The following is a 21,301-nucleotide window of genomic DNA, read 5'->3' as shown; positions in this document are numbered from 1 at the left end:
AGAAATGTTAACCTCTAAAAGGGTCAAGTGGCGCACTGCATGACCCACCCTGCCGAACAGTTTGAATGCACCATTCCTGACATGACCATTTTTGGGAATTAACAGGATCTATGCAACGCCTACTGAACCATCAGTTGAAGGAGAACACTGTGTCTGTGCATCAAAGTCATCCGTTACTCCGTGAAGACCTTAGCGAATACGTTGCCCATTTGCAACTGCACATGGCACTTCAGGCGCGCAATTTGGTGCCTGCGCTGAAACACACGGGCGACAGCCGCGAGCAACTTCTCCATCAAACCCAAGCCAACTTCGAGAAGCACGTCTCCCGTCAAAGTTATATTGGCTAAAGCCATTTTCCTCTGTGCTCAAAAATCAAAGCTTATAATCCCTAAGCAGCAGTGATCTTGCTGCTTTTTGCATTCGTTAGCACAGCACATCATCTCATCTCACCACTTTGAGGAACGATCGCAACAGAGTACACTAGGGACGATATTACTATTTGTAACACTCTTGCCAGCGTTCTCAGGAGGTTTTATGGCGCGGACAGAGTCCACGATGCTTGCTCTTGGTACTGTTGCTCCCGATTTTCAACTGCCCGATGTGGTGAGTGGGCAAACGATTTCCCTCAGTAGCTTTGCCGACAAGAAAGCCCTACTGGTGATGTTTATTTGTCGCCACTGTCCCTATGTGAAACACGTCCAAGAGGAACTGGCGAAGCTAGGGCGCGACTACAAAGACACAGGCTTAGGGATTGTTGCCATGAGTGCCAATGACGCCGCCAACTATCCCGATGATGCCCCAGAGTCCCTGAAGGCGATGGCCATCGAACTAGGGTTTACATTTCCGCTTTGTTACGACGAGAGCCAAGAAACGGCCAAGGCCTACACGGCAGCCTGTACACCGGACTTCTTCCTCTTTGATGGCGATCGCAAGCTTGTCTATCGCGGACAACTCGATGACAGCCGTCCCCAGAATGGCTTACCGGTGACTGGGAAAGACTTGCGGGCTGCCATTGATGCCGTCTTAGCCGGTCAAACCCCCAGCGAAGATCAAAAACCAAGTCTCGGCTGTAATATCAAATGGAAACCGGGGAATGAACCCGCCTATTACGGCTAATGTTGGAAAGGCACAGAGAGGGGCACTTTTATTGCCGCTTTTGAGTCGTTAACCTACTGTTATATCAATGCCAATGGGTTTGGCTGTATTGACGCGATTTGTTTTTTAGGTGTGAGCAGTGAATAACCAACTTTTTTCGCCAGTGCGAATGCAGCCAATGGGGGCTGCCTTGAAAACGGTAGCAGTGGCAATGGCAACCGTAGCGATCGCCCTCGGTCCTTTGAGTCCCAGCCGTAGCCAAGAAGCCCCCACGCCTCCTGAAAACCAACCAGCCGAAACTCCAGCATCCCCAACACCACCATCGGCAAAGCCTGTGCCTGAAAGCCCCCCAGCGGCACCCCCCACCCCCCCGCCGGTGAGTCAGCCCCCTGCTGATGAACCCCAAGTGTTGATTGCCGAAGTGGTGGTTGAAGGCGCCACTCCTGAACTGGAGCAATTGGTTTATCAGGTCATTAGCACTCGACCCGGCAGTACCACTACCCGCACCCAACTACAACAGGATACCAATGCCATCTTTGCCACGGGCTTTTTTGCTGATGTCAATGCTGTGCCCAGCGATACCCCCCTCGGGGTGCGGATTACCTTTGTCGTGCGCCCCTACCCTGTGCTGCGAGCCGTGCAAGTCGCTGGTAACCAAGTGCTTACCCAAGAAAAAGTCAATGAGATTTTTGCCCCGCAAATTGGCCGCATTCTAAACCTGAGGGAGCTACAGTCCGGCATTGAGAAAATCAACACGTTCTACAAGGACAATGGCTACATTTTGGGGCAAGTGGTCGGCACACCTCAAATCGATCCCGACGGCGTTGTCACATTGCAGGTGGCTGAGGGAGTGGTTGAACAGGTCACCTATCGCTTCCTCAACAAAGAAGGAGAACCAACGAAACAGCGTACCCGCGACTTTGTCATTAGCCGTGAAATGGACACCCAACCCGGCGTGGTTCTTAACCAAAAGACAGTGCAAGCGGATTTGCGACGCCTCTTTGAACTGGGGTTGTTTGAGGATGTGCAAGTTGCCCTTGAACCCGGTCAAGATCCCCGTAAAGTTAACCTGATTCTGAATATCAAAGAGCGCAATACGGGCAGTATTTCTGCTGGGGCGGGGTATAGTTCTGCCTCAGGTCTATTTGGCACCGTTGCCTTCCAGCAAAATAACCTTTTTGGTCGCAACTGGAAATTTGGTGTGGAAGCCCAAGGGGGGACTGAAGGGGAATTTCTCTTTGACATTAACTTTACCGACCCTTGGATTAAGGGGGATCCCTATCGCACCTCCTACACCGTGAGTGCCTTTAACCGCTTAACTGTGCCGTTTACATTCAGCAATGGCCCCATCAATGTGCCCCTAGCCAATGGCGATTTACCCCGTATTAACCGCTTGGGGGGTGCCGTCTTCTTTACGCGCCCCTTTACCAAAGATCGGGATTTGATTCGCACCGCTTGGACCGGTTCCCTTGGTCTGCAATATCAGCGGGTCACCTCCACGGATGCCTCCTTTGACCGCGTAGCAACCGATTTTCTGGGCAATTGTTTAACCTTCCCAGACAATGGGGTCTGTCGGGGCTACAATGACCTCTTTACCGTGCAAGCAGCAATCCTGCGGGACTTGCGCAATGATCCCCTGCGGCCGACGAGTGGCCAAGTGATTCGCCTAGGTGTGGATCAATCCATTCCTATTGGTGCCGGGAATATCTTAATGAACCGGGTGCGGGGCAGTTATAGCTTCTATATCCCAGTGAAGTTTCTGCGCATTGAGGGGCCGCAAACCTTTGCCTTTAATATCCAAGCGGGCAACATTTTTGGCGATTTGCCCCCCTATGAATCCTTTACGATTGGGGGTGCTAACTCGGTGCGCGGTTGGGAAGAGGGGGCGATCGGCTCCGGACGTGCCTTTGTGCAAGGGACAATAGAGTACCGCTTCCCAATTTTCAACATTGTTGGTGGCGCACTCTTTGTCGATGGGGCCAGTTTGCTCGGTACCCAACGCAGTGTGCCCGGCCAGCCAGGGATTGTGCGCGGTAAACCCGGCGAGGGGCTAGGCTATGGCGGCGGCCTGCGGGTCAATACCCCCTTAGGCAATATCCGCATTGACTTTGGCTGGAACAATGAAGGGGGCAGTGCCTTTAGCTTTGGCATTGGCGAGCGCTTTTAGGAGAAAGACGGATGACAACAGCCTCCGCACCAACAGCCTTAGTGGCAACGATGCAACAGACCCTTGGCGGAGCTTCCCAGTGGTCGGGGCTGGGCTTGCATTCCGGGCAATGGGTTGAGGTGACTCTACGGCCAGCACCCGCCAACACGGGGCGACAGTTTGTGCGCCTTGACCTTGAGGGACACCCCGTGATTCCTGCTCAGATTGAGGCTGTGAAATCCACTCAGTTGGCTACGGAGTTGGTGGCCAATGGTGCCAGTGTGCGCACGGTTGAACATCTCTTGGCGGCACTGGCGATCGCCGGCATAGATAATGTCACGATTGAGATGAGAGGGGCTGAGGTACCAGTGCTCGATGGCTCGGCGCAACCTTGGTTAGAGGGCATTCAAGCAGTGGGGGTGGTGGCTCAGGAGGCTCCCCGCTCCGTCGTCTCTTTGGCGGAACCCGTTACTGTTTATCAAGGGGAAGCCTTTGTCAGTGCCATTCCTGCTCCTGAGTTGCGCTTGAGCTATGGCATTGACTTCCCTTACGCGGCCATTGGGCGTCAGTGGTGTAGCTTTACCCCTTCAGAACTGGCGCTAGCCGTTGCCCCTGCTCGCACCTTTGGTTTTGCCGAACAAGTGGAGTATTTGCGCAGCCAAGGCCTGATTCAGGGGGGAAGTTTAGAGAATGCCCTTGTGTGCAGTGCCAGTGGTTGGGTCAACCCGCCGTTACGCTTTGCCGATGAACCTGTTCGCCACAAGTTACTGGATTTTTGGGGAGATTTAGCCCTCCTCGGGACACCGCCCATCGCACATTATGTGGCCTACCGGGCGAGCCATCATCTGCATACCCAATTGGCACGGGCGATCGCGCGACAGATGGTTTAGTCAGCAACCATTCTCCCCTATGATTTTGTGTATATCTTTGATGTGAAGCTGACCCCGACTCCTATGCCAACGTTGACTGACTGCCCACCCACTTCTGTGCTGACGGTGACTGATCTCCAACAATTGCTTCCCCATCGCTATCCCTTTCTGCTGGTGGATCGCATCATTGACTACGTGCCAGAAAAGTATGCCGTGGGGCTAAAAAACGTGACCATCAACGAACCCTTTTTTCAGGGGCATTTTCCCGGCCGTCCGATTATGCCGGGGGTGCTCATTGTTGAAGCCCTTGCCCAAGTGGGAGGCGTTGTCCTAATGCAAATGAATTGGGCAAAGGATAAGCTCTCTGTCTTTGCGGGCATTGATAAAGTACGCTTTCGCCGTCCCGTGGTGCCGGGGGATCAGTTGATCCTGCGGGCGGAACTTCTCGTCGTTAAACAGCAGCGTATTGGCAAAATGCAAGGACGGGCTGAGGTGAATGGCCAATTGGTCTGTGAGGGCGAGATGATGTTCTCGCTGGTGGACTAGTGACAAGCGATGATGCAAACGCTCATCCATCCCACTGCTGTCATTCACCCCAGTGCTGAACTGCATCCCACAGTTCGGGTCGGCCCCTATGCCGTGATTGGCGAACACGTGCGCGTCGGTGCCCATACGGAAATTGGCGCCCATGTGATTATTGAAGGGCCAACGGAAGTGGGGGTCGGCAATCGCATCTTTTCGGGAGCAATTATCGGTACGGCCTCTCAGGATCAAAAATATACGGGTGCCAACAGTGCCCTACGCATTGGTGATTACAACACGATTCGCGAGTTTGTGACAATTAACCGCGCCAATGGTGAAGGGGATGCGACGATCATTGGTAACCATAATCTACTGCTGGCCTATGTCCATGTGGCTCATGATTGTGTGATTGAGGATCAGGTGGTCATTACGAATGCCGCTTCGATCGCTGGTCATGTTTGCATTGAGTCGAAAGCCCGCATTGGCGGTATGGTGGGCATTCACCAGTTTGTGCACATTGGTCGCTTGGCGATGGTGGGGGCAATGGCACGGGTGGATCGCGATGTACCTCCCTATATGCTGGTGGAAGGTCACCCGGCACGGGTTCGGGCACTGAATCAGGTGGGACTGCGGCGGGCAGGGGTGACAGAGGCAGAAATGCGAGACCTCAAGGAAGCCTTTCGGATTCTCTATCGCCGTGACTTGCCCTTGGCTCAGGCGATCGCCCAATTGGCAACACTGCCTCCTTCAGAGCACTTGGAACATCTCCAGCGCTTTTTGACCTATGCCCGCGAAGAGGGACGGCGGGGCTTAACCCCTAGTGCTCGATCGACCACTGATTAAGTCTCCTGTTGATGCCTCCAAAACCAAGACGATGCCTGCTGTGGTACTTGTCCATCCCCAGATTCCCCCCAATACAGGTAATATTGCCCGTACCTGTGCTGCCACCCAGACCCCCCTGCATCTGATTGAACCCTTGGGGTTTGAGCTGAGCGATCGCTACCTCAAGCGGGCAGGTCTGGATTATTGGCCGTATGTCACTCTGTACTGCCACCCTGACTGGCCGACATTTCTAAAAACCACCCATAGCGGCGGACGCCTTGTTGCCTTTGAACCTTCGGCACAGCAGATTTACTGGGACTTTAGCTTTGCTGAGAGCGATTGGCTGGTCTTTGGCAGTGAACCCGATGGCATCCCCGCCGATGTCTTGGCCACCTGTGATGCCTTCTTAAAAATTCCCATGTGGCAGCCGGCGGTGCGCAGTTTGAACCTTTCGGCCTCGGTGGCGATCGCCCTGATGGAAGCCTATCGGCAACTGCACTACTCCACTAACCCTTCTCTGGCTCAAAGTAAAATACACTTGACCTCTCAATAAGTCTCAATAAGCAAGCAGAATAGGGTGAGTACGATTAGGCACTTTCTTAGGTACTTTGCCTACGGCAGCAACCTCTGTACTGCCCCAAAAAAACGTCGCTTAGGTAGGGTGCCGGAGGCGGCAATTGCTCAACTATGCAGCTATCGTCTTGTCTTTAACAAACGCAGTGAGGATGGCACTGGCAAAGCTAATCTCGTCCCCCATCCTAACCATTCCGTCTGGGGGGGCATTTACTCCTGTACGGCAGCAGAGATTGAACGACTAGATTATTATGATGAAGGGGCGGACACTACCGCCATGCATTTGTCAAAGTCATCGCGTCCACAGGGCAGACCATGACAGCCTTGGCCTATGGGGCAGGGGAGGATTTCATTGATCAGACCCTGTTGCCGGCAGGCGATTATCTCGAGACAATCCTCAAGGGGGCAGAGGAACACGGACTTCCCGCGGCGTACATTGCTGAGGCGGGGGAGTGGAGACAAAAAATATGAATACCTCATCTTCGAGTGCAGTTGCGAACAAACCCCCACAAACTGAGACACGGCGCCGCATTTTTCGGGTGGTTCGGATTGGCCTAGGGGTGACGCTCATTGGCTTAGCTGTCTATCTCCTCTGGTGGCGACAGCGGAATGTGGTCAGTCGGGTAGGCTATCTCAATGGCACAGTCATTACCCTCTATGCGACGATTCCCGGTACCTTAACCCTAGAACCACTGCGCCCCGGCGAACTCCTGAGTGCAGGCACGGAAATTGGTACCATCCGCAACGATCGCAATCCCCAACTGGAAACCGATCGCCAAAATCTGGAAACTCGACTCAATGTTGCCCTTTCGCAGCAGCAGGGACTCCAACAGAAACGCAATAGCCGCATGGCTCTCATCAACCAGCTCGATCGCTATCAACAGAGTCAGCAAGCTCTCGAAATTCGCTTTGCCCAAGAAGCAGTGCAGCGCACCCTAGGGGAACTCCGCCAAGCCCAGGAAGCCCTTGCCATTGCCCGCATTGAGGCCGATCGCTACACCAGCTTAGTGGAAACAGGAGCTGTGGCGCGCCAATTAGCCGATGAAGCGGTTTCCCGTGCCAAGCAAGCGGCGAAATTTGTTGAGAGTAAACAAGCCGAACTACGCCGTCAACGAACTGCCCTACAAGCGGCTCGCCAAGGACTACAACTGGATGCTTCGCGCACATTTAGCTTTCCCCAAATCCGCCTGATTGATTTACAACTTGAACTCGTTGACATTGATGTTGAACTTTTGGCAGTGGCCACCACCATTGGGGAGCTACGCCGTGAAATTGCCAATATCAAACAGCAACTCTCCCTGCAACGAGTTGCCCCAGTGAAAGCACCGACGACTGCAGTCGTTTGGTCTGTGATCCACAAAACGGGGGATTTAGGCATTCCGCTCACTGCCGGCGATCCAATCGTTAAGGTTCTAGATTGTAATGATGTCTGGGCAACGGCATTGGTGGCGGAGCGAGATAATCCGCGCCTGCGGATCGGACAGGAGGCTACCGTGCGTTTACTGGATGGGAGCGATCGCCGGCTAAAGGGCATTGTCCGCGCCATTCGTGGTGGGCCAGGTAAAGTCGAAGTGGGGGAAAACGTGGCCGTGCCCCCTCCCGATCTTGTTCGCAACGAACTGGCGGTTGACGTTCAACTGAACAACCTACCCGAGGACTTAAGCGCCGAGCGTTTCTGTGGCGTCGGCCAAAGCGTCGAAGTGGTTTTTGGAACCTAAAATCATGGGTCGCAAGTTGTTGCAAACCGATGGTTGGCTTGTCCTCCTAGGTATTCTCGCCCTCCTAGGGGTGTTGCTTTGGCAAGTGGACTGGCGGGATCTATTGCCCAATTTGGTGGGTTTTTGGCATGGGGGACAAGCCATCATGCGCCCCCAAGGGACAACCCTTGAAGCACTGCTACTGCCCGCCTTTGTTTGGCTAGCGATCACGTTTTTACTCAAGGAACTCTCCCCCAAACCCACTTTTTGGTCACGGCTCATCGTTAGTGTCGGCATTGCCCTCCTAGGGATTCGCTATGAACTGTGGCGCTTTTTTGGCAGCTTGAATCTCGATGATCCCCTTAATGGCACGATCTCCATCGTCCTCTTTTTGGCGGAACTGCTGACGGTTCTCAATAGCGTGGCCTTTTTCTTTCACTGTATTTTCTCCATTGACCGCACACCCGAAGCCGATCGCCTCAGTCAAGCAGTGATTCGCAGTGAGTATCTGCCTTGGGTGGATGTGATCTTACCGACCTACAACGAAGGGGTAGATATTTTGCGGCGTTCGGTGATTGCCTGCCAAGCCATGGACTACCCCCACAAGCGGGTTTACCTGCTCGATGATACCCGTCGGCCAGCAGTGCGTGCCTTGGCAGCAGAACTCGGCTGTGAGTATCGCGATCGCCCCGACAACCGCCATGCTAAAGCGGGCAATATTAACCACGCGCTTCCCACCCTCACCGGGGAGTTGATTACCGTCTTTGATGCCGACTTCGTGCCCACGCGCAACTTCCTCACCCGCACCGTTGGCTTTTTCCAAGATCCCAAGACGGCAATGGTGCAGACGCCGCAGCATTTTTTCAATGAAGACCCCATCGCCGTCAATCTAGGACTAGAGGGCATCCTCAACAATGAGCAAACGCTTTTCTTTCGCTTTATTCAACCCTGCCGTGACTACTGGGACTCCGTTGTCTGCTGTGGCACCTGTTTTGTGATTCGTCGTAGTGCCCTCGATGAAATTGGTGGCATTCCCACAGACAGTATCACCGAAGACTACATGACAACCATTAAGCTGCAAAGCCTTGGCTATCGCGTCAAATACCTCAATGAAGCCTTGGCCGCTGGCATGTCGCCGGAGACCATTAGTGCCTACATTAACCAACGGCTGCGCTGGGGGCAGGGCACACTGCAAATGCTCTTTCTGGGGGGGAATTTCTTCACAGCGCCCAATCTGTGGCTGACGCAGCGCCTCTCCCATTCCCTGAGTATCATCTACTGGCTGCTTTCCATTCCACGGGTGATCTTTCTTTTGGCTCCCTTGGCCTTCTTGCTCTTTGGTATTGCCCCTTTGCGCGCCACAGTCAACGAGATTCTTTACTTTTACTTTCCTTACTACTTGGGGAATATCATGGCGTTCTCATGGCTGACAGAGGGTCGCCGCTCTGCTTTTTGGTCCGATGTCTATGAAACCATCATCGCCTTTCCGATGGCCATTACCGTCATCCGCACGCTCATTCGTCCTAAGGGCAAAACCTTCAAAGTCACCCCCAAAGGTATCGTGGATCCCCATCGCATCAATATCAACTGGCCCCTGATTCGCCCCCTGATGATTATTGCCATTTTGACGATTGTCGGCCTGATCTGGCGTAGTTCCCCTCTCCAAGATACAATTGTCAACCCCGATAGCTTGGCGGTGAATGTCGTCTGGTCAATCTATAACTTGTCGCTGCTATTGGTCTGTATGCTGGTGGCCATTGATGTCCCCCAGCGCCGTTTTACTCGCTTTCTGCGGGCTGAACCCTGTGAACTCATCGTTGGGGGCGATCGCTATATCGGGCAAACTGTGGATATTTCTGAAGAGGGTGCCCGCTTGCAAATCCGCCGCTGTGATACCTGTCGGGAAAACCATCCTTCGCCGCAGGGATTGCGAACCTACAGTGCCCAATTTCGCCTCTTGCCCCCCAGTGAACTCGCAGATCTATGGATTTCAGCGGAGCTACGCTGGCACGATCAAGAACGCTTGATGCAGCTTCAGCAGGGGGGGAGTAGTCAACCCGTTGAAATGCGGATTCGCTTTGTGGACTTATCCTTGGCAGAACAACGTCGCTTGATCCCCTACCTCTACTGCCAACCGGGGCAATGGGATGAAATTCGTGTTCCTGAAATTAAGACCGCTTGGGCAATGATTCAAAGTGTCTTTCGCCTGCATCCCCTTGCCGAAAGCCGGTAGGCCCTTGCGACTCAAAAAAGTCCGGGTGTTGTTGGTATTTGGCTCTTGCTGTTGGGCTGGGCAGCATTTCTGGCTATCCTCCTGACTTAATGGGCAAGAATTCTTTCTGTCCTTAGTCTTTGGGACAAACGTCAGCTCTACGTATCACGTATCACTTTTATTCTTTCCGGGCTTTCAGCTAAACTAAAGAATAGGTTTCTTGCTCAATAGAGATATCCTATGGCAAAAAACAATTGTCTGCAAGTAAAACAGCAAGGCTCTTTTTCTTTGCTGATCTGCCTACTATCCTTGGAGACTAAAAGGCAAGTTTTTCGAGGGGCTAAGACCCGAAATTAGTTTTTTCTTAAGCTCAAAAATACTCCTCTGTTGGTTGATTCCAGTAGAGAAGTTCTAGATTTGATCCAATTCCTAAAAATCCTTAAAAAGCCCTTCAAAAAATTAGAAACTCTTCAAAGATTTCTGCCTTGGTTTTTGTTGCCTAAATTCCTGTTTTGAGTATTCCTCAAGCGATATTTGAGCTTTAGTGTGTTTCCCTGCGTATCAAAAATGACGAGTGTGATTACAAAAAAAATCTCGCCCCTTGCCCGAAAACATCTCCCTGTTGCCCTCCTTACCTTCAAACGAACCGCCACCGATGCTTGGTTCTTGCTGTTGGGGTATGCTACGTTCCTTGCCGTAGTGGTGGCTCAACTGGACTGGCGCAATCTTTTCCCCAACTTGGTGGGCTGTTGGTATGCTGGCAAGGCACTGCTGCGGGCTGAGGGAACAACGCTACAAGCACTCCTATTGCCCACACTGGTCTGGATTGCTATTACGTTTTTTCTGAAAGAGATTTCCCCCAAGCCCAATTTCTGGTCACGCCTCATTGTCAGTTTGGGGTTGACCCTGTTGGCGTTGCGGTACATTCTCTGGCGTTTTTTTAACAGCCTCAACTTGGATGATCCCCTCAATGGCACGATTTCGATTCTTTTATTCATTGCTGAACTGCTGACCCTGACGAACACCATTTGCTTCTTTGCCCTGTGTATCTTTTCCAAAAACCGTAGCCCTGAGGCCGATCGCCTGAGTCAAGCTGTAATTCGCGGTGAGTATTTGCCTTGGGTGGATGTGATCTTGCCCACCTACAACGAAGATGTCGAGATTCTGCGCCGCTCAGTCATTGCCTGCCAAGCCATGGACTATCCCCACAAGCGTATTTACCTGCTCGATGATACCCGTCGTCCGGCGGTGCGTGCCCTTGCCGCAGAACTCGGCTGTGAATATCGCGATCGCCCCGACAACCGCCATGCCAAAGCCGGCAACATTAACCATGCTTTACCTACGCTCAGGGGCGAGTTAATTGCAGTCTTTGATGCGGATTTTGTGCCCAGCCGCAACTTCCTTACCCGTACCGTCGGCTTTTTCCAAGACCCGAACACGGCGATGGTGCAGACACCGCAACACTTTTTCAACGAGGATCCAATAACGGTGAATCTCGGTCTTGAAGGCATCCTCAACAATGAGCAAACGCTCTTTTTTCGGTTTATTCAACCTAGTCGCGACTTTTTTGATGCCGTTATCTGCTGTGGGACGTGCTTTGTCATTCGCCGTAGTGCCCTCGATGAAATTGGCGGCATTCCCACCGACAGCATTACCGAAGATTACTTGACCTCCATGTACCTCCAAGGGCGCGGCTATCGAGTGAAGTACCTCAACGAAGCCCTCTCTGCTGGCATGTCTCCAGAAACAATCGGTGCCTACATCAACCAACGGCTGCGCTGGGGGCAGGGGACGTTGCAGATGCTCTTTTTGAAGTCCAATTTCTTGACGATTCCCAACCTGAACTTGTTGCAGCGTTTTTACCATAGCTTGGGTGTGCTCTATTGGCTGCTCTCCATTCCCCGCGTCATTTTTCTCTTGGCTCCCTTGGCCTTTTTGCTCTTTGGTCTTGCGCCGCTGCGGGCAACCATTAACGAGATCCTCTACTTTTACCTACCCTACTACCTTGGCAATGTGATGGCCTTTTCGTGGCTTACCGAAGGCCGCCGCTCTGCCTTTTGGTCAGATGTTTACGAAACGATTATTGCCCTGCCGATGGCAATCACAGTGATACGGACATTTATTAGTCCCAAGGGTAAGCCCTTCAAAGTAACGCCCAAAGGTATCGTTGATCCTCACCACATCAATATCAACTGGCCATTGATTCGCCCCCTCGTCCTCATTGCCATACTCTCGATTGTTGGCCTGATCTGGCGCAGTTCTTTCTTGCAGGATACGATTGTCAACCCCGATAGCCTTCTGATTAATATGATTTGGTCTGCCTATAACTTGGCAGTTTTACTGGTGTGCGTTCTCGTGGCCATTGATGTCCCTCAGCGGCGGCACCCGCGATTTTGTCGTTCGGAACCTTGTGAATTGATACTTGGGGGCGATCGCTATCAAGGGCAGACACTCAATTTATCAGAGGAGGGGGCAGGCATCCGTCTTGCGGCTACCCCCCCTATCCCTTTTGCCGAAGGATTAGCTGAACTGCGATTTACAGAGCCTAGCCCTCTAGTTCACCTGACGTTGCCGATTCAAATTCGCTGGGCACGCTCGCGTTCTAGCCAAGCCGTTGAAATCGGTGTCCAGTTCCTTCCCTTCTCATTGCCAAAGCGCCGCCGTCTCATTCGTTATCTCTACTGTCAACCGGGTCAATGGGATGAGGTGCGCGTTCCCGAAATTAAAACGGCTTGGGCGATGATTCAGAGTGTCTTTCGCCTGCATCCCCTCGCCGAGAGCCGTTAAGCATTGAGAAGGGTGAGGAGATTTTGAATCGCCATACTGGTGGCGCGAATGGCTGCATGAATATTGGCATTTTTCGGCTCGACTTGCAGCAGATACGCCAAACTAGATTGGAGATAGGTTAGCGCCATCTGAATATTCGGATCAATGTGCTGGTAGGCTTGGGGCGGGTACGGCTGACCATAGCTAGAATGAGCATAGCCAACGGAATGCTCGTAGTTCGCCGCTGGATATCCTTGGGAGTAGTCGTAGTGGGGATGGGAATAGCCGACGGAGTGCTCGTAGTTGGCCGCTGGATACCCTTGGGAGTAGTCGTAGTGGGGGTGGGGATAGCCGACGGAGTGCTCGTAGTTGGCCGCTGGATACCCTTGGGAGTAGTTGTAGCTGGGGTGAGGATAGCCTACCGAGTGTTCATAGTTCGCCGCTGGATACCCTTGAGTGGCTTCAGCAGGTTGTGCAGGTTCAGGGGACGTTGAGGTGGTTGTTGCAACCACAGGGACTGGTGGAGTTACAGGCAAAATGACAGCGTGGTCTTCCTCCTCCTCTAGTTCGCCAGCAGGGGAGGCAATTGGTGTTGATGGGGTGCCACTGGCCTTGGCAGCCATAATTTCCGTGGCCTCGAGGATTTGGGTGGGGGCGCTGTCAATGTCTCCCATGCGTTCTCCCCGTTTGTAGGCACTGATCTGACTGGGACTCTCAGCGGTCTCTTTTTCCTCTTTTTTCAGCCATACAAGAAAGTCGGAGGCACTGTAAGTCGCTTCCCCCCCCAAGGTACGGATGGCTACAAAGCCATTGGCAGCATTGACGCTTTGAATCGGATACCAAGTTCCGCGATAGAGAATCATCGCATCCATGCCGAGGGAGTTGCCGCCCGTAAGAGCACCGCGGCGCTTACCCCGTGCCCAGCGGTCTTTCCAGAGTACGCCTGCTTCGGTGTATTGGATGACGTAGCCTTCAGGAACGGTGCGATGTTCGTAACGTAAAAATCCCGGTGTTGCGGAAACACTCACCTGAAAAATCTCATAGTCCACCATGACCTCTTGAATGAGAGGCCGATAGGGAGAGGTGTCCCGTACTTCAATAGCAAGGGTGGGGGCATCGGTTTTGACACGAGCAACAATGCCATCCCGATAGGAAATTAACTGCACTTCATCAAAGGTGGTTTCGACGCGCAGGTGCCGATTCGAGAGCATTCGCGAATTTTTCTGGATTAAGTCTTTGATAAATTGTTCAATTAATTCGCGATCGCCCATACTCTTTGCTTTGAATCACGGCAACCAGCCACCGAGCCTCGGGCACACCCTCACCTATCTTCATTATATTCCCGATTAGTTTTTTCTATGAGGAGCATTTGCTAATGTAGGGTTACCTTAAGCCAGCTCTTGCATTGTAGCGAGGTTTCCCTAGAGAAACCCCATCTTTAGCTAGGCTAAGCTAACAGCCGACTGCCAACAACCGTAAATTTACGGACTCAAGGCTTGAAAATACTCCTGAAGCTGTTGCAGCGCTTGGCCGCGATGACTGATTTGTTGCTTTTCCATTGGACTCATTTCCGCAAATGTGCGCTGCTGGCTGGGTACCCAAAAAATGGGATCATAGCCAAAACCGCCACTGCCACGGGGCGCGCTTAAAATTTCGCCTGTGCAACGTCCTTCCGTTGTAATGGCAATCGTGCCATCGGGGCGCGCGAGGGCAATGACACAAATGAATTCAGCTCTGCGATCGCGCACACCGGCCATTTCCCGCAATAGACGCTCAATGCGCTCAGCATCCGTGGCACCGTAGCGAGCCGAATAAATCCCCGGTGCCCCCTTAAGGGCATGAACGGCTAGCCCCGAATCGTCGGCGATCGCCCACTCACCCATCTCTTTGGCAGCTGTGGTGGCCTTCAAGCAGGCATTGCCCAAGAAGGAATCAGCGGTTTCAGCGATCTCAATGGTGGAGGGCAAGGGTAGCAATTCACCAATCCACGGCTGTAACCAGCCTTGGAACTCTTTGACCTTACCGTCATTGTGACTAGCTAAGATGGCTTTGGCGAGGATGGGCATTTCTTAAGGACGACGTTGCAACTGAATATGATCTTGCCGCAGACTGACATCAAAGTGCTGGAGAAAATCTTGCCCCAAGAGGCCAATAGTCATTTCAGACCCAGCCACAGCAACGGGCACTTGTTTACGATGGAAGCCGCCGACGCTGATTGATTGGACATACACGACTGGTAAGACCACTTGACCATTGGCGGTATGAAAAATGCGATTTTCCACAACTTGCGCAGGGGTAATGCCTAAAGCGCGTGCCATTGATCGGGTAATCACTGTCATACTGGCGCCTGAATCCACCAGCATCTCAAACCGCAGCCGTTGATTAAACATAACTTGGATAACGGGAATCCCCCCTTGCCGCCGCAGGATGGGCACAATGCCACTGGGCTGGGTGATCACTGTTGCCATTGGTGGAGCAGCAGTTCGGGGCAGTTGTTGCAGCCGTAGCAATTCTTGACGATAGCTGGCAAGGGCTGGCGCCTGCTGGGGATGGGTACGAATGACTTGATCAAGAATTTGCACCGCTGTTGCCCAGTCTTGGTTGGCGATCGCCCGATAAAAACGTTCTGGCAATACAGCCGAAGGCACTCCCTTGGCCGGGGCAATCAGGAACACTATCCCCGCCAACGTTGCCAGTGCCGAATATCCGTGTTGTTGGGTCATGATTTTCTTCGTACCCTAGGATCAATAGTAGCGAGATAACCACTGGCTCTTCCAGACTGCCAATGAGCACGCAACCTTCACCGCAACTGAGTCCTCAAGACTATTTGCAATGGGAAGCCCAAAGTGGAGTTAAGCACGAATACATCAACGGCCAAGTATATGCAATGGCAGGAGCTAGTGATGCCCACGTCACCCTAGCCTTGAATTTGGCCACCCTCCTACGCCCCACTTTGCGGCAAAGGGGCTGTCGTCTCTACATTTCAGATATGAAAGTACGGCTTGAGCAGCGAAATTGCTTTTACTATCCCGATTTATTGGTGACCTGTGACCCACGGGATCAGCAAGCGCCACTGTATAAATCCTTCCCTTGCTTAGTGATTGAGGTGCTCTCTCCCTCAACAGAGGCCTTTGATCGCGGCGATAAGTTCCTTGACTATCAAAGCCTTGAGACTTTAAAAGAATACGTGCTTGTCAATACTCGTCAGCAGCGGCTAGAGACCTTTCATCGCAGCACCGCAGGGTTATGGGTTTGGCAGGCCTATACCTCGCCAGACAGCCCAGTTGAACTCAAGAGCATCGGCTGGCAAGGCCACTTGTCTGACATCTATGAGGACGTGATTCTTGAGGATTAGTTGAGGACTTGCATCAAAAGTTTGTGTGAATGGCCTCCATCGGGCACGCGGCAACACATTGCTCACAGACAATGCAACGGGAGCGGGTAAATTGGAGTTGAAACGTCTCTGGATGGAGCGTCAGCGCCTGAGTGGGGCATACCCCTGTACAGAGGCCACAGTGGACACAGGCCTGCTCATCAATCACAATTTCACGGCTAGCAAGGGAAACTTCAATATTCTGCTGCCGCAACCATTCTAGGGCCGCCTCCATTTGGTCAATGTCTCCTGCCAGCTCCAGAACTAGTTTGCCCACTTGGTTGGGAGCCACTTGGGCGCGGATGATATTGGCGGCAATATTAAAGTCCTTGGCCAAGCGATAGGTGACGGGCATTTGGATCGTCCGTCGGGGGAATGTCAATGTGACCCGCTTTTTCACTGGTTGAAGATTTGAATCGCAGCACAGCCCTTTTCACAAGTATCGCACACTCGTAACACTGTGAAAGTTAGTGCACAGCCCAGAAGTGTTGAAAGATAGTTTGAGAGGCTAGAAAAAAGGGAAGAAATGTCGTATTCTTCCCTCAAAAGAACAAAAAACAGTCATTTTACTATGGCATCTTTTCCAACTCTTGTCAAGTCCATTCTCAAGCAGCTCAGCCCTTGTGACTACCCCGTCCTCAACTCTCAATTGTTCTTCAAAATCTGGTTGACCTACATTCTCGACCAAGGGTTAACCAGCATGAGAGCTTTATTTTATCGCTTGAATCATGTTGGGATTAAGGTGGATATATCGACATTATTCTAAACCCAACAAAACACAGAGAACATTACGGGTGAGGCAGTGATTTCTTTTGGGGAGAGACCTGACCTGAGCTTTTAGGAAGAGATTTTAGGAATGATCCCTGAGAATCCTGTTGTTTGCGAGTTGGAAATTTTTAGACAAATCCCGTGAAAGGAAGTGTTTATTGATTCTGTTTATTTGGAGATTTTAGTGGTAGCTAGGGCTACTGGTTGCCTGAGATGTTAAGTTTTGTTTGGGAATTCAAAACTTTTGAGATAGCACGGTTACTATGGTTATGGTGGAGTAAATTTTAGAGTTTTGATTGGCATCTAGAGCTGCTTCTAGTCTAGAATCTTGGGTTTTGTTACAGAGCTTAAAATTTCTGATGTAGCAATGAGTCTTATTCAACAATTAGTAGTCACATTGCTGCCAAAGTCATGGGCAGAAGCCATTCGGGCAGAGTCAGAAGCATGGCAACTTTCTTGCCCTAGTTGCCAGACCAGTCGCTCCCTGTGGGAATTGGGTGGTATCCGTTACAAGGCGAGTTCAGTGAGTCAGCGCAGGCTAGTGTGGTGCAAACAGTGTGGACAACTACGCTGGATGTCCCTTGAAAAAAAGCCACCTGTTTGAACATTATTTTATTGCCCCTAAATTCAGAAAGTTGGGTTCCCCATCCCCAGAATGTGGTGTTTTATTACAGATGCTAGAATCTCATCTATTTCTGTGGCATTAATAGCATCAAAGTAGATGCTTTAGCGGCGCTCCATCAATATCTCACAGAGGAATAACGCTTTGGAGGGAGGGTGTAGCTGATGTTCACTGTACGGGTAGCTGATAACTCCCATTACATGGATGAAGAGGAGACGTACACCCACTCCGAGCATTCGACTTGGGCGGAAGCAGTTGCAGCCGCTCGCCAACTTGTGGACATGAACTTGGCCGAGTACTTTCAAGTGGGGATGTCAGCAGAGAAGCTGTTCAAGTTATACACGTTGTATGGAAAAGAGCCGTACATTGTCTCGCCGCCAGCGGGGGAAAGTTTCTCGGCGTGGGAATATGCTAAACAGCGATGCCACGAGCTATGCGCTCTTAATGGGGCTAGTAATCCTAACCTAAACGGTAGAGTCATCACCATCCTAGAAGATGTTTACTAAGTAAGTAAGGCTCAGCGTGTTGAACCACTTGGGAAGTCTTATGTGAGGAAAAAAGGCAGAAGTGTTGAAAGATAGTTTAAGAGGCTAGAAAAAAGGGAAGAAATGTCGTATTCTTCCCTCAAAAGAAGAAAAATTAATCAGCTTACTATGGCATCTTTTTCAGTTCTTGTCAAGTCTATTCTCAAGCAGCTCAGCCCTTGCGACTACCCCGTCCTCAACTCTCAATTGTTCTTCAAAATCTGGTTGACCTACATTCTCGACCAAGGATTAACCAGCATGAGAGCCTTATTTTATCGCTTGAATCATTCGGGGATTACAGTGGATATGTCCACGTTTTCCAAGGCGAACAAAACTCGAACAACCACCTTATTTGAGAGGATTTACACTCATCTCATGTCTCAAGCTCGCAAGAGACATCGTTGTTCAAGTCTGATGCTGTTTCCTATTGATTCAACCGTCATTACCCTGACGAGTAAGCTCTTTTGGTTCTACAAATACCATCAAGTGAAGTTAATTACAGGATTTGATTTAACAGAGAACATCCTGGGTAAGGCAGTAGTCTCTTTTGGGGAGAGACATGACCTAAGCTTTCAAGACGAGATTTTAGAAATGATCCCTGAGAATGCCGTTGCCATCATGGATAGAGGGTTTGCGAGTTGGAGATTTTTAGAGCGGCTGAGTGAGAGGAAGTGTTTATTTGTTGTGCGTATCAAGAATAACATGAGAATGAAGCTCAATCATGAGAGATACCGAGTGGTTCAATTTTTTGATGAGCATGGAACAGAGTTTCGTATTGCGACGAATCTAATGCATCTAAGTGATGAGGAAGTGAGTGAGCTGTATCGGCATCGGTGGGGGATTGAGAACTTATGGAAGTTTCTAAAGATGCATTTATCATTAGACAAGCTGATTACGAAGAGTTTGAATGGGGTGATAAATCAGATTTATATGGTTTTGATTGGGTACTTAATTTTAGAGCTAATGGAGATACCTGAATACTTTGGCAGGAAGCTATTAGACAAATTGCGATATTTGCAACTGGAACTGAGTCGCCGCTGCTCGATAGTGCATTGGAGCTTTGATTGGCAGCCAGAGCTACTTGTCACTTAGGATGTTAAGTTTTGTTGCAGAATTCAACACTTCTGGAAAAAAGGATGAATGGAAGAGCTTGCCCGAAAGGCAAACTTGAGACGTGAAGGAGATCAACTGATCCGCGGATGAGGAATCTTCTCTAGAGAGTGCTCAGGATTGGGAATCGGTGCTAACAATCTCGCCAAAGCGCTCAATCTGTAGGGGGGTGGTGGGAAAGTCAGACTGAATTAAACGGCGGATCAGTTGCACACTGGCAAAGTTTTGGTCAATGTGGGGAATTCCCTTGGCATCGAGGCGCACAGGAATGACTTTTCCTTGAATGAAGCGGCCAGAACCGTCGAGTTCGACATCGAGGATCAGCGACTTGCCAAGGGTGCCGTGGCTACTCAGGGTCTGATAGCCGACAAAGTTCCCCAAGGAATAGGCAATGAGGCGGCCTTTGTACAATTCAAGGGCACGGGGGACATGGGGGCCATGACCCAAGATTAAATCGGCACCGTTATCAATCATGGTGCGGGCAAACTGAACGACATTGCCCCGGTCTTCGCCGTAAAAGTACTCGGTGCGATCGCGAGTGTGAATTTGATCGCTGCCTTCGGCGCCCCCGTGGAAACTGACAACCACAATATCTGCGTTTTTCTTGGCTTCTTGGACAAGAGCGGCACCGGCCTTGAGGTCTTGAATGCGATTTTGGCCGTAGTAGGTGGCAAAGCCGATAAATGCGGTTTTCAGGCCCTTGGCTTCAAGGTAGGTAATTTGATTGAGATCACCAATGGCGGTCATGCCAGCGGCATTGATGTGGCGAATCGTATCGCGAAATCCCTGCTCATTAAAGTCGTAGCTGTGGTTGTTGGCGATGTTGAGGACATTGAAACCAGCTTGGCGCAATACTTGGGCATAACTGGGTGGTGAGCGAAAGGCAAAACTGCGACCACTACTGGTGTTTTTGAAGGGATGGGGATGATCAGTGAGGGTACTTTCATAATTGCCAAAGAGGAGATCTGCCCCTTGAAGATAGGGTTTCACTTGGGCAAAGAGCTTTTGCGGATCCGCAGGCAAGCGGTTACTCGGAAAATTGGTGCCAAGGACAATATCGCCAACGGCCTTAATCCGCAAACGGCGATCGCTCGGGGCGAGTGGGGGGGGCACAAGGGGAATCTCCGGTTCAGGGGTCGTAATGGCTGGACTGGGTTCTGCATTCGGCGGGGCATCGACACTGAGTTGATTTTGTAGAGTGAGGGCAACGGCCCCCGTGCCCGCGATCGCCAGCAAACTGAGGGCAAAAGCACTGACCGCCTGATGGGATGGGGTGGTGGCAGGTGGGACTGAATTTGAGCTTGCTTGAACAGGTGGAGCCGCCGGTAAGGTCTCCTGTAAGTCAACGGTCTGTGTCCATTCCGGCCATTCTTCACCGACAAGGCGACCATGGAGCCGTACCCGCAAAATCCCTTGGGGCGCCAACTGCTTCAATCCTCGACGGACAAACTGAACACAAGCCTGAGGCGGGAGCGATCGCGCGGCTTCAAACATAATTTGCAAACAGTCCCCCCGCCGCCGTACAAGGGCACGCACCCCCTTGACCTGAAGTGTACGGTTCATCAAATGGGCAATGGCTTCTGCTTGACCCTGCCGTGCCTGCTGCCAAATCAAATCAAGGGATGCTGTCATGACTTAACCTGTCCTCAGGCGATCGCGAGCGAACCTGTGGTTATTCTACGGGAAGCCACTAATCTTGAAAGTGAGTGTCAGGCCAATTTGACAAACGTCACGCAGAGGCTTCTTGGGTATGCAAGGCTTGCAAGAGATCATGGCGGCTAATAATGCCTACCAATTCTCCTTGATCGTTCAAAACAGGTAGGCGACTAATGTGGTGGTTGACCATGAGACGAGCCGCTTCGGAAATGGGTGCATCCACGTTAATCGTGTGGGGGTTGGGGGTCATGACATCTTGCACCTGTTGGCCAAGGGTTTTCTTGAGATGCTGATGAAAGGATTCTGGCGACTCAAAGTAAATGATGCTGCCGAGGAACGTGATGTACAACGGCGGTTCTAGGGGGGCTTCCCGCACAATCAGGTCGGCTTCAGAGACCAGTCCCACCAATTTCCCTTGCTGATCCACGACGGGTAGGCCGCGCACCTGCTTTTCCTCCATGAGGCGAACAGCTTCAGAAATCGCGGCATCGGCACGAATGGTAAAGGGGTTGGGGGTCATGTAATCACGGACGAGAGCGGTCATAG

General features: G+C 51.5%; 20 protein-coding genes and 1 pseudogene. 15 read left to right on the top strand and 6 right to left on the bottom strand.

Going from position 1 to position 21,301, the window contains the following annotated elements; translation table 11 throughout:
• Window positions 1-110 precede the first annotated feature (110 nt).
• The 12 genes from NBE99_RS04570 (at window position 111) to NBE99_RS04520 (ending at window position 12,723) form a co-directional block, all read left to right on the top strand.
• Entirely contained in the window at window positions 111-347 is a 237-nt protein-coding gene (locus tag NBE99_RS04570) for a hypothetical protein (protein ID WP_250683307.1), read from the top strand.
• A gap of 187 nt (window positions 348-534) precedes the next feature.
• A complete protein-coding gene (locus NBE99_RS04565; protein ID WP_250683306.1) occupies window positions 535-1,116 on the top strand; it encodes a thioredoxin family protein in 582 nt (193 codons plus the stop codon).
• 118 nt (window positions 1,117-1,234) lie between these two features.
• Window positions 1,235-3,262 (top strand): BamA/TamA family outer membrane protein, encoded by a 2,028-nt coding sequence (locus tag NBE99_RS04560; protein ID WP_250683305.1) that lies wholly within the window; start codon window positions 1,235-1,237, stop codon window positions 3,260-3,262.
• Between the two features lie 11 nt (window positions 3,263-3,273).
• Entirely contained in the window at window positions 3,274-4,131 is an 858-nt protein-coding gene (gene lpxC, locus NBE99_RS04555) for a UDP-3-O-acyl-N-acetylglucosamine deacetylase (RefSeq protein WP_250683304.1), read from the top strand.
• A gap of 63 nt (window positions 4,132-4,194) precedes the next feature.
• Window positions 4,195-4,656, top strand: a complete 462-nt coding sequence (gene fabZ, locus NBE99_RS04550) for a 3-hydroxyacyl-ACP dehydratase FabZ (RefSeq protein ID WP_250683303.1) — start codon at window positions 4,195-4,197, stop codon at window positions 4,654-4,656.
• 12 nt (window positions 4,657-4,668) lie between these two features.
• Complete coding sequence (gene lpxA, locus NBE99_RS04545; protein ID WP_315897313.1) at window positions 4,669-5,475, top strand: acyl-ACP--UDP-N-acetylglucosamine O-acyltransferase; 807 nt, start codon at window positions 4,669-4,671, stop codon at window positions 5,473-5,475.
• 31 nt (window positions 5,476-5,506) lie between these two features.
• Window positions 5,507-6,007 carry a tRNA (cytidine(34)-2'-O)-methyltransferase gene (locus tag NBE99_RS04540; RefSeq protein ID WP_250683689.1) on the top strand — a complete coding sequence of 167 codons (501 nt, stop codon included), beginning with the start codon at window positions 5,507-5,509 and terminating at the stop codon, window positions 6,005-6,007.
• A gap of 24 nt (window positions 6,008-6,031) precedes the next feature.
• Window positions 6,032-6,346 (top strand): gamma-glutamylcyclotransferase family protein, encoded by a 315-nt coding sequence (locus NBE99_RS13420; protein ID WP_399370902.1) that lies wholly within the window; start codon window positions 6,032-6,034, stop codon window positions 6,344-6,346.
• Window positions 6,343-6,498, top strand: coding sequence for a gamma-glutamylcyclotransferase (locus tag NBE99_RS04535; protein WP_250683301.1), 156 nt, complete (start codon window positions 6,343-6,345; stop codon window positions 6,496-6,498). The genes NBE99_RS13420 and NBE99_RS04535 overlap by 4 nt, the downstream gene beginning before the upstream one ends.
• Window positions 6,495-7,745: an HlyD family secretion protein gene (locus NBE99_RS04530; RefSeq protein ID WP_250683300.1), complete on the top strand. Its 1,251-nt coding sequence runs from the start codon at window positions 6,495-6,497 to the stop codon at window positions 7,743-7,745. Before NBE99_RS04535 ends, NBE99_RS04530 begins: the two co-directional genes overlap by 4 nt.
• Window positions 7,746-7,749: 4 nt before the next feature.
• On the top strand, window positions 7,750-9,957 hold the full coding sequence (locus NBE99_RS04525) for a glycosyltransferase family 2 protein (RefSeq protein ID WP_250683299.1): 2,208 nt from the start codon (window positions 7,750-7,752) through the stop codon (window positions 9,955-9,957).
• A gap of 546 nt (window positions 9,958-10,503) precedes the next feature.
• On the top strand, window positions 10,504-12,723 hold the full coding sequence (locus NBE99_RS04520) for a glycosyltransferase family 2 protein (RefSeq protein ID WP_250683298.1): 2,220 nt from the start codon (window positions 10,504-10,506) through the stop codon (window positions 12,721-12,723).
• On the opposite strand, the gene NBE99_RS04515 is transcribed toward NBE99_RS04520, so the two are convergent.
• From NBE99_RS04515 to NBE99_RS04505, 3 genes are all read right to left on the bottom strand, one after another.
• Window positions 12,720-13,973, bottom strand: coding sequence for a hypothetical protein (locus tag NBE99_RS04515; protein WP_250683297.1), 1,254 nt, complete (start codon window positions 13,971-13,973; stop codon window positions 12,720-12,722). The two genes, NBE99_RS04520 and NBE99_RS04515, sit on opposite strands and share 4 nt — an antisense overlap.
• Before the next feature lie 210 nt (window positions 13,974-14,183).
• Window positions 14,184-14,768 carry an RdgB/HAM1 family non-canonical purine NTP pyrophosphatase gene (gene rdgB, locus NBE99_RS04510; protein WP_250683296.1) on the bottom strand — a complete coding sequence of 195 codons (585 nt, stop codon included), beginning with the start codon at window positions 14,766-14,768 and terminating at the stop codon, window positions 14,184-14,186.
• A 3-nt stretch (window positions 14,769-14,771) separates the two neighbouring features.
• Window positions 14,772-15,425, bottom strand: a complete 654-nt coding sequence (locus NBE99_RS04505; protein ID WP_250683295.1) for a TIGR02281 family clan AA aspartic protease — start codon at window positions 15,423-15,425, stop codon at window positions 14,772-14,774.
• Window positions 15,426-15,487: 62 nt separating this feature from the next.
• Between NBE99_RS04505 and NBE99_RS04500 the strand changes: the two genes are divergently transcribed.
• Window positions 15,488-16,057 carry a Uma2 family endonuclease gene (locus NBE99_RS04500; protein ID WP_250683294.1) on the top strand — a complete coding sequence of 190 codons (570 nt, stop codon included), beginning with the start codon at window positions 15,488-15,490 and terminating at the stop codon, window positions 16,055-16,057.
• 13 nt (window positions 16,058-16,070) lie between these two features.
• Here NBE99_RS04500 and NBE99_RS04495 read toward each other — a convergent pair whose 3' ends face one another.
• Complete coding sequence (locus NBE99_RS04495) at window positions 16,071-16,475, bottom strand: NIL domain-containing protein (protein ID WP_011057637.1); 405 nt, start codon at window positions 16,473-16,475, stop codon at window positions 16,071-16,073.
• Between the two features lie 171 nt (window positions 16,476-16,646).
• Here NBE99_RS04495 and NBE99_RS04490 point away from each other — a divergent pair.
• Both NBE99_RS04490 and NBE99_RS04485 read left to right on the top strand, forming a co-directional pair.
• Window positions 16,647-16,832 (top strand): annotated as a pseudogene (locus NBE99_RS04490) (IS4 family transposase); the annotation flags it as partial.
• A gap of 1,286 nt (window positions 16,833-18,118) precedes the next feature.
• Window positions 18,119-19,081 carry a transposase gene (locus NBE99_RS04485; protein ID WP_399371026.1) on the top strand — a complete coding sequence of 321 codons (963 nt, stop codon included), beginning with the start codon at window positions 18,119-18,121 and terminating at the stop codon, window positions 19,079-19,081.
• A gap of 132 nt (window positions 19,082-19,213) precedes the next feature.
• Here the strand turns inward: NBE99_RS04485 and NBE99_RS04480 are convergent, their stop codons facing one another.
• Window positions 19,214-20,731, bottom strand: a complete 1,518-nt coding sequence (locus NBE99_RS04480; RefSeq protein ID WP_250683293.1) for a CapA family protein — start codon at window positions 20,729-20,731, stop codon at window positions 19,214-19,216.
• A 97-nt stretch (window positions 20,732-20,828) separates the two neighbouring features.
• The gene (locus NBE99_RS04475; protein WP_250683292.1) at window positions 20,829-21,299 is read right to left on the bottom strand and encodes a CBS domain-containing protein; all 471 of its coding nucleotides are present in this window, start codon (window positions 21,297-21,299) and stop codon (window positions 20,829-20,831) included.
• Window positions 21,300-21,301 lie beyond the last annotated feature (2 nt).

Source organism: Thermosynechococcus sp. HN-54 (assembly GCF_023650955.1).
GTDB lineage: Bacteria > Cyanobacteriota > Cyanobacteriia > Thermosynechococcales > Thermosynechococcaceae > Thermosynechococcus.
Note: the sequence above shows the minus strand (reverse complement) of the source record. Positions and strands in the feature narration are given on the sequence as shown.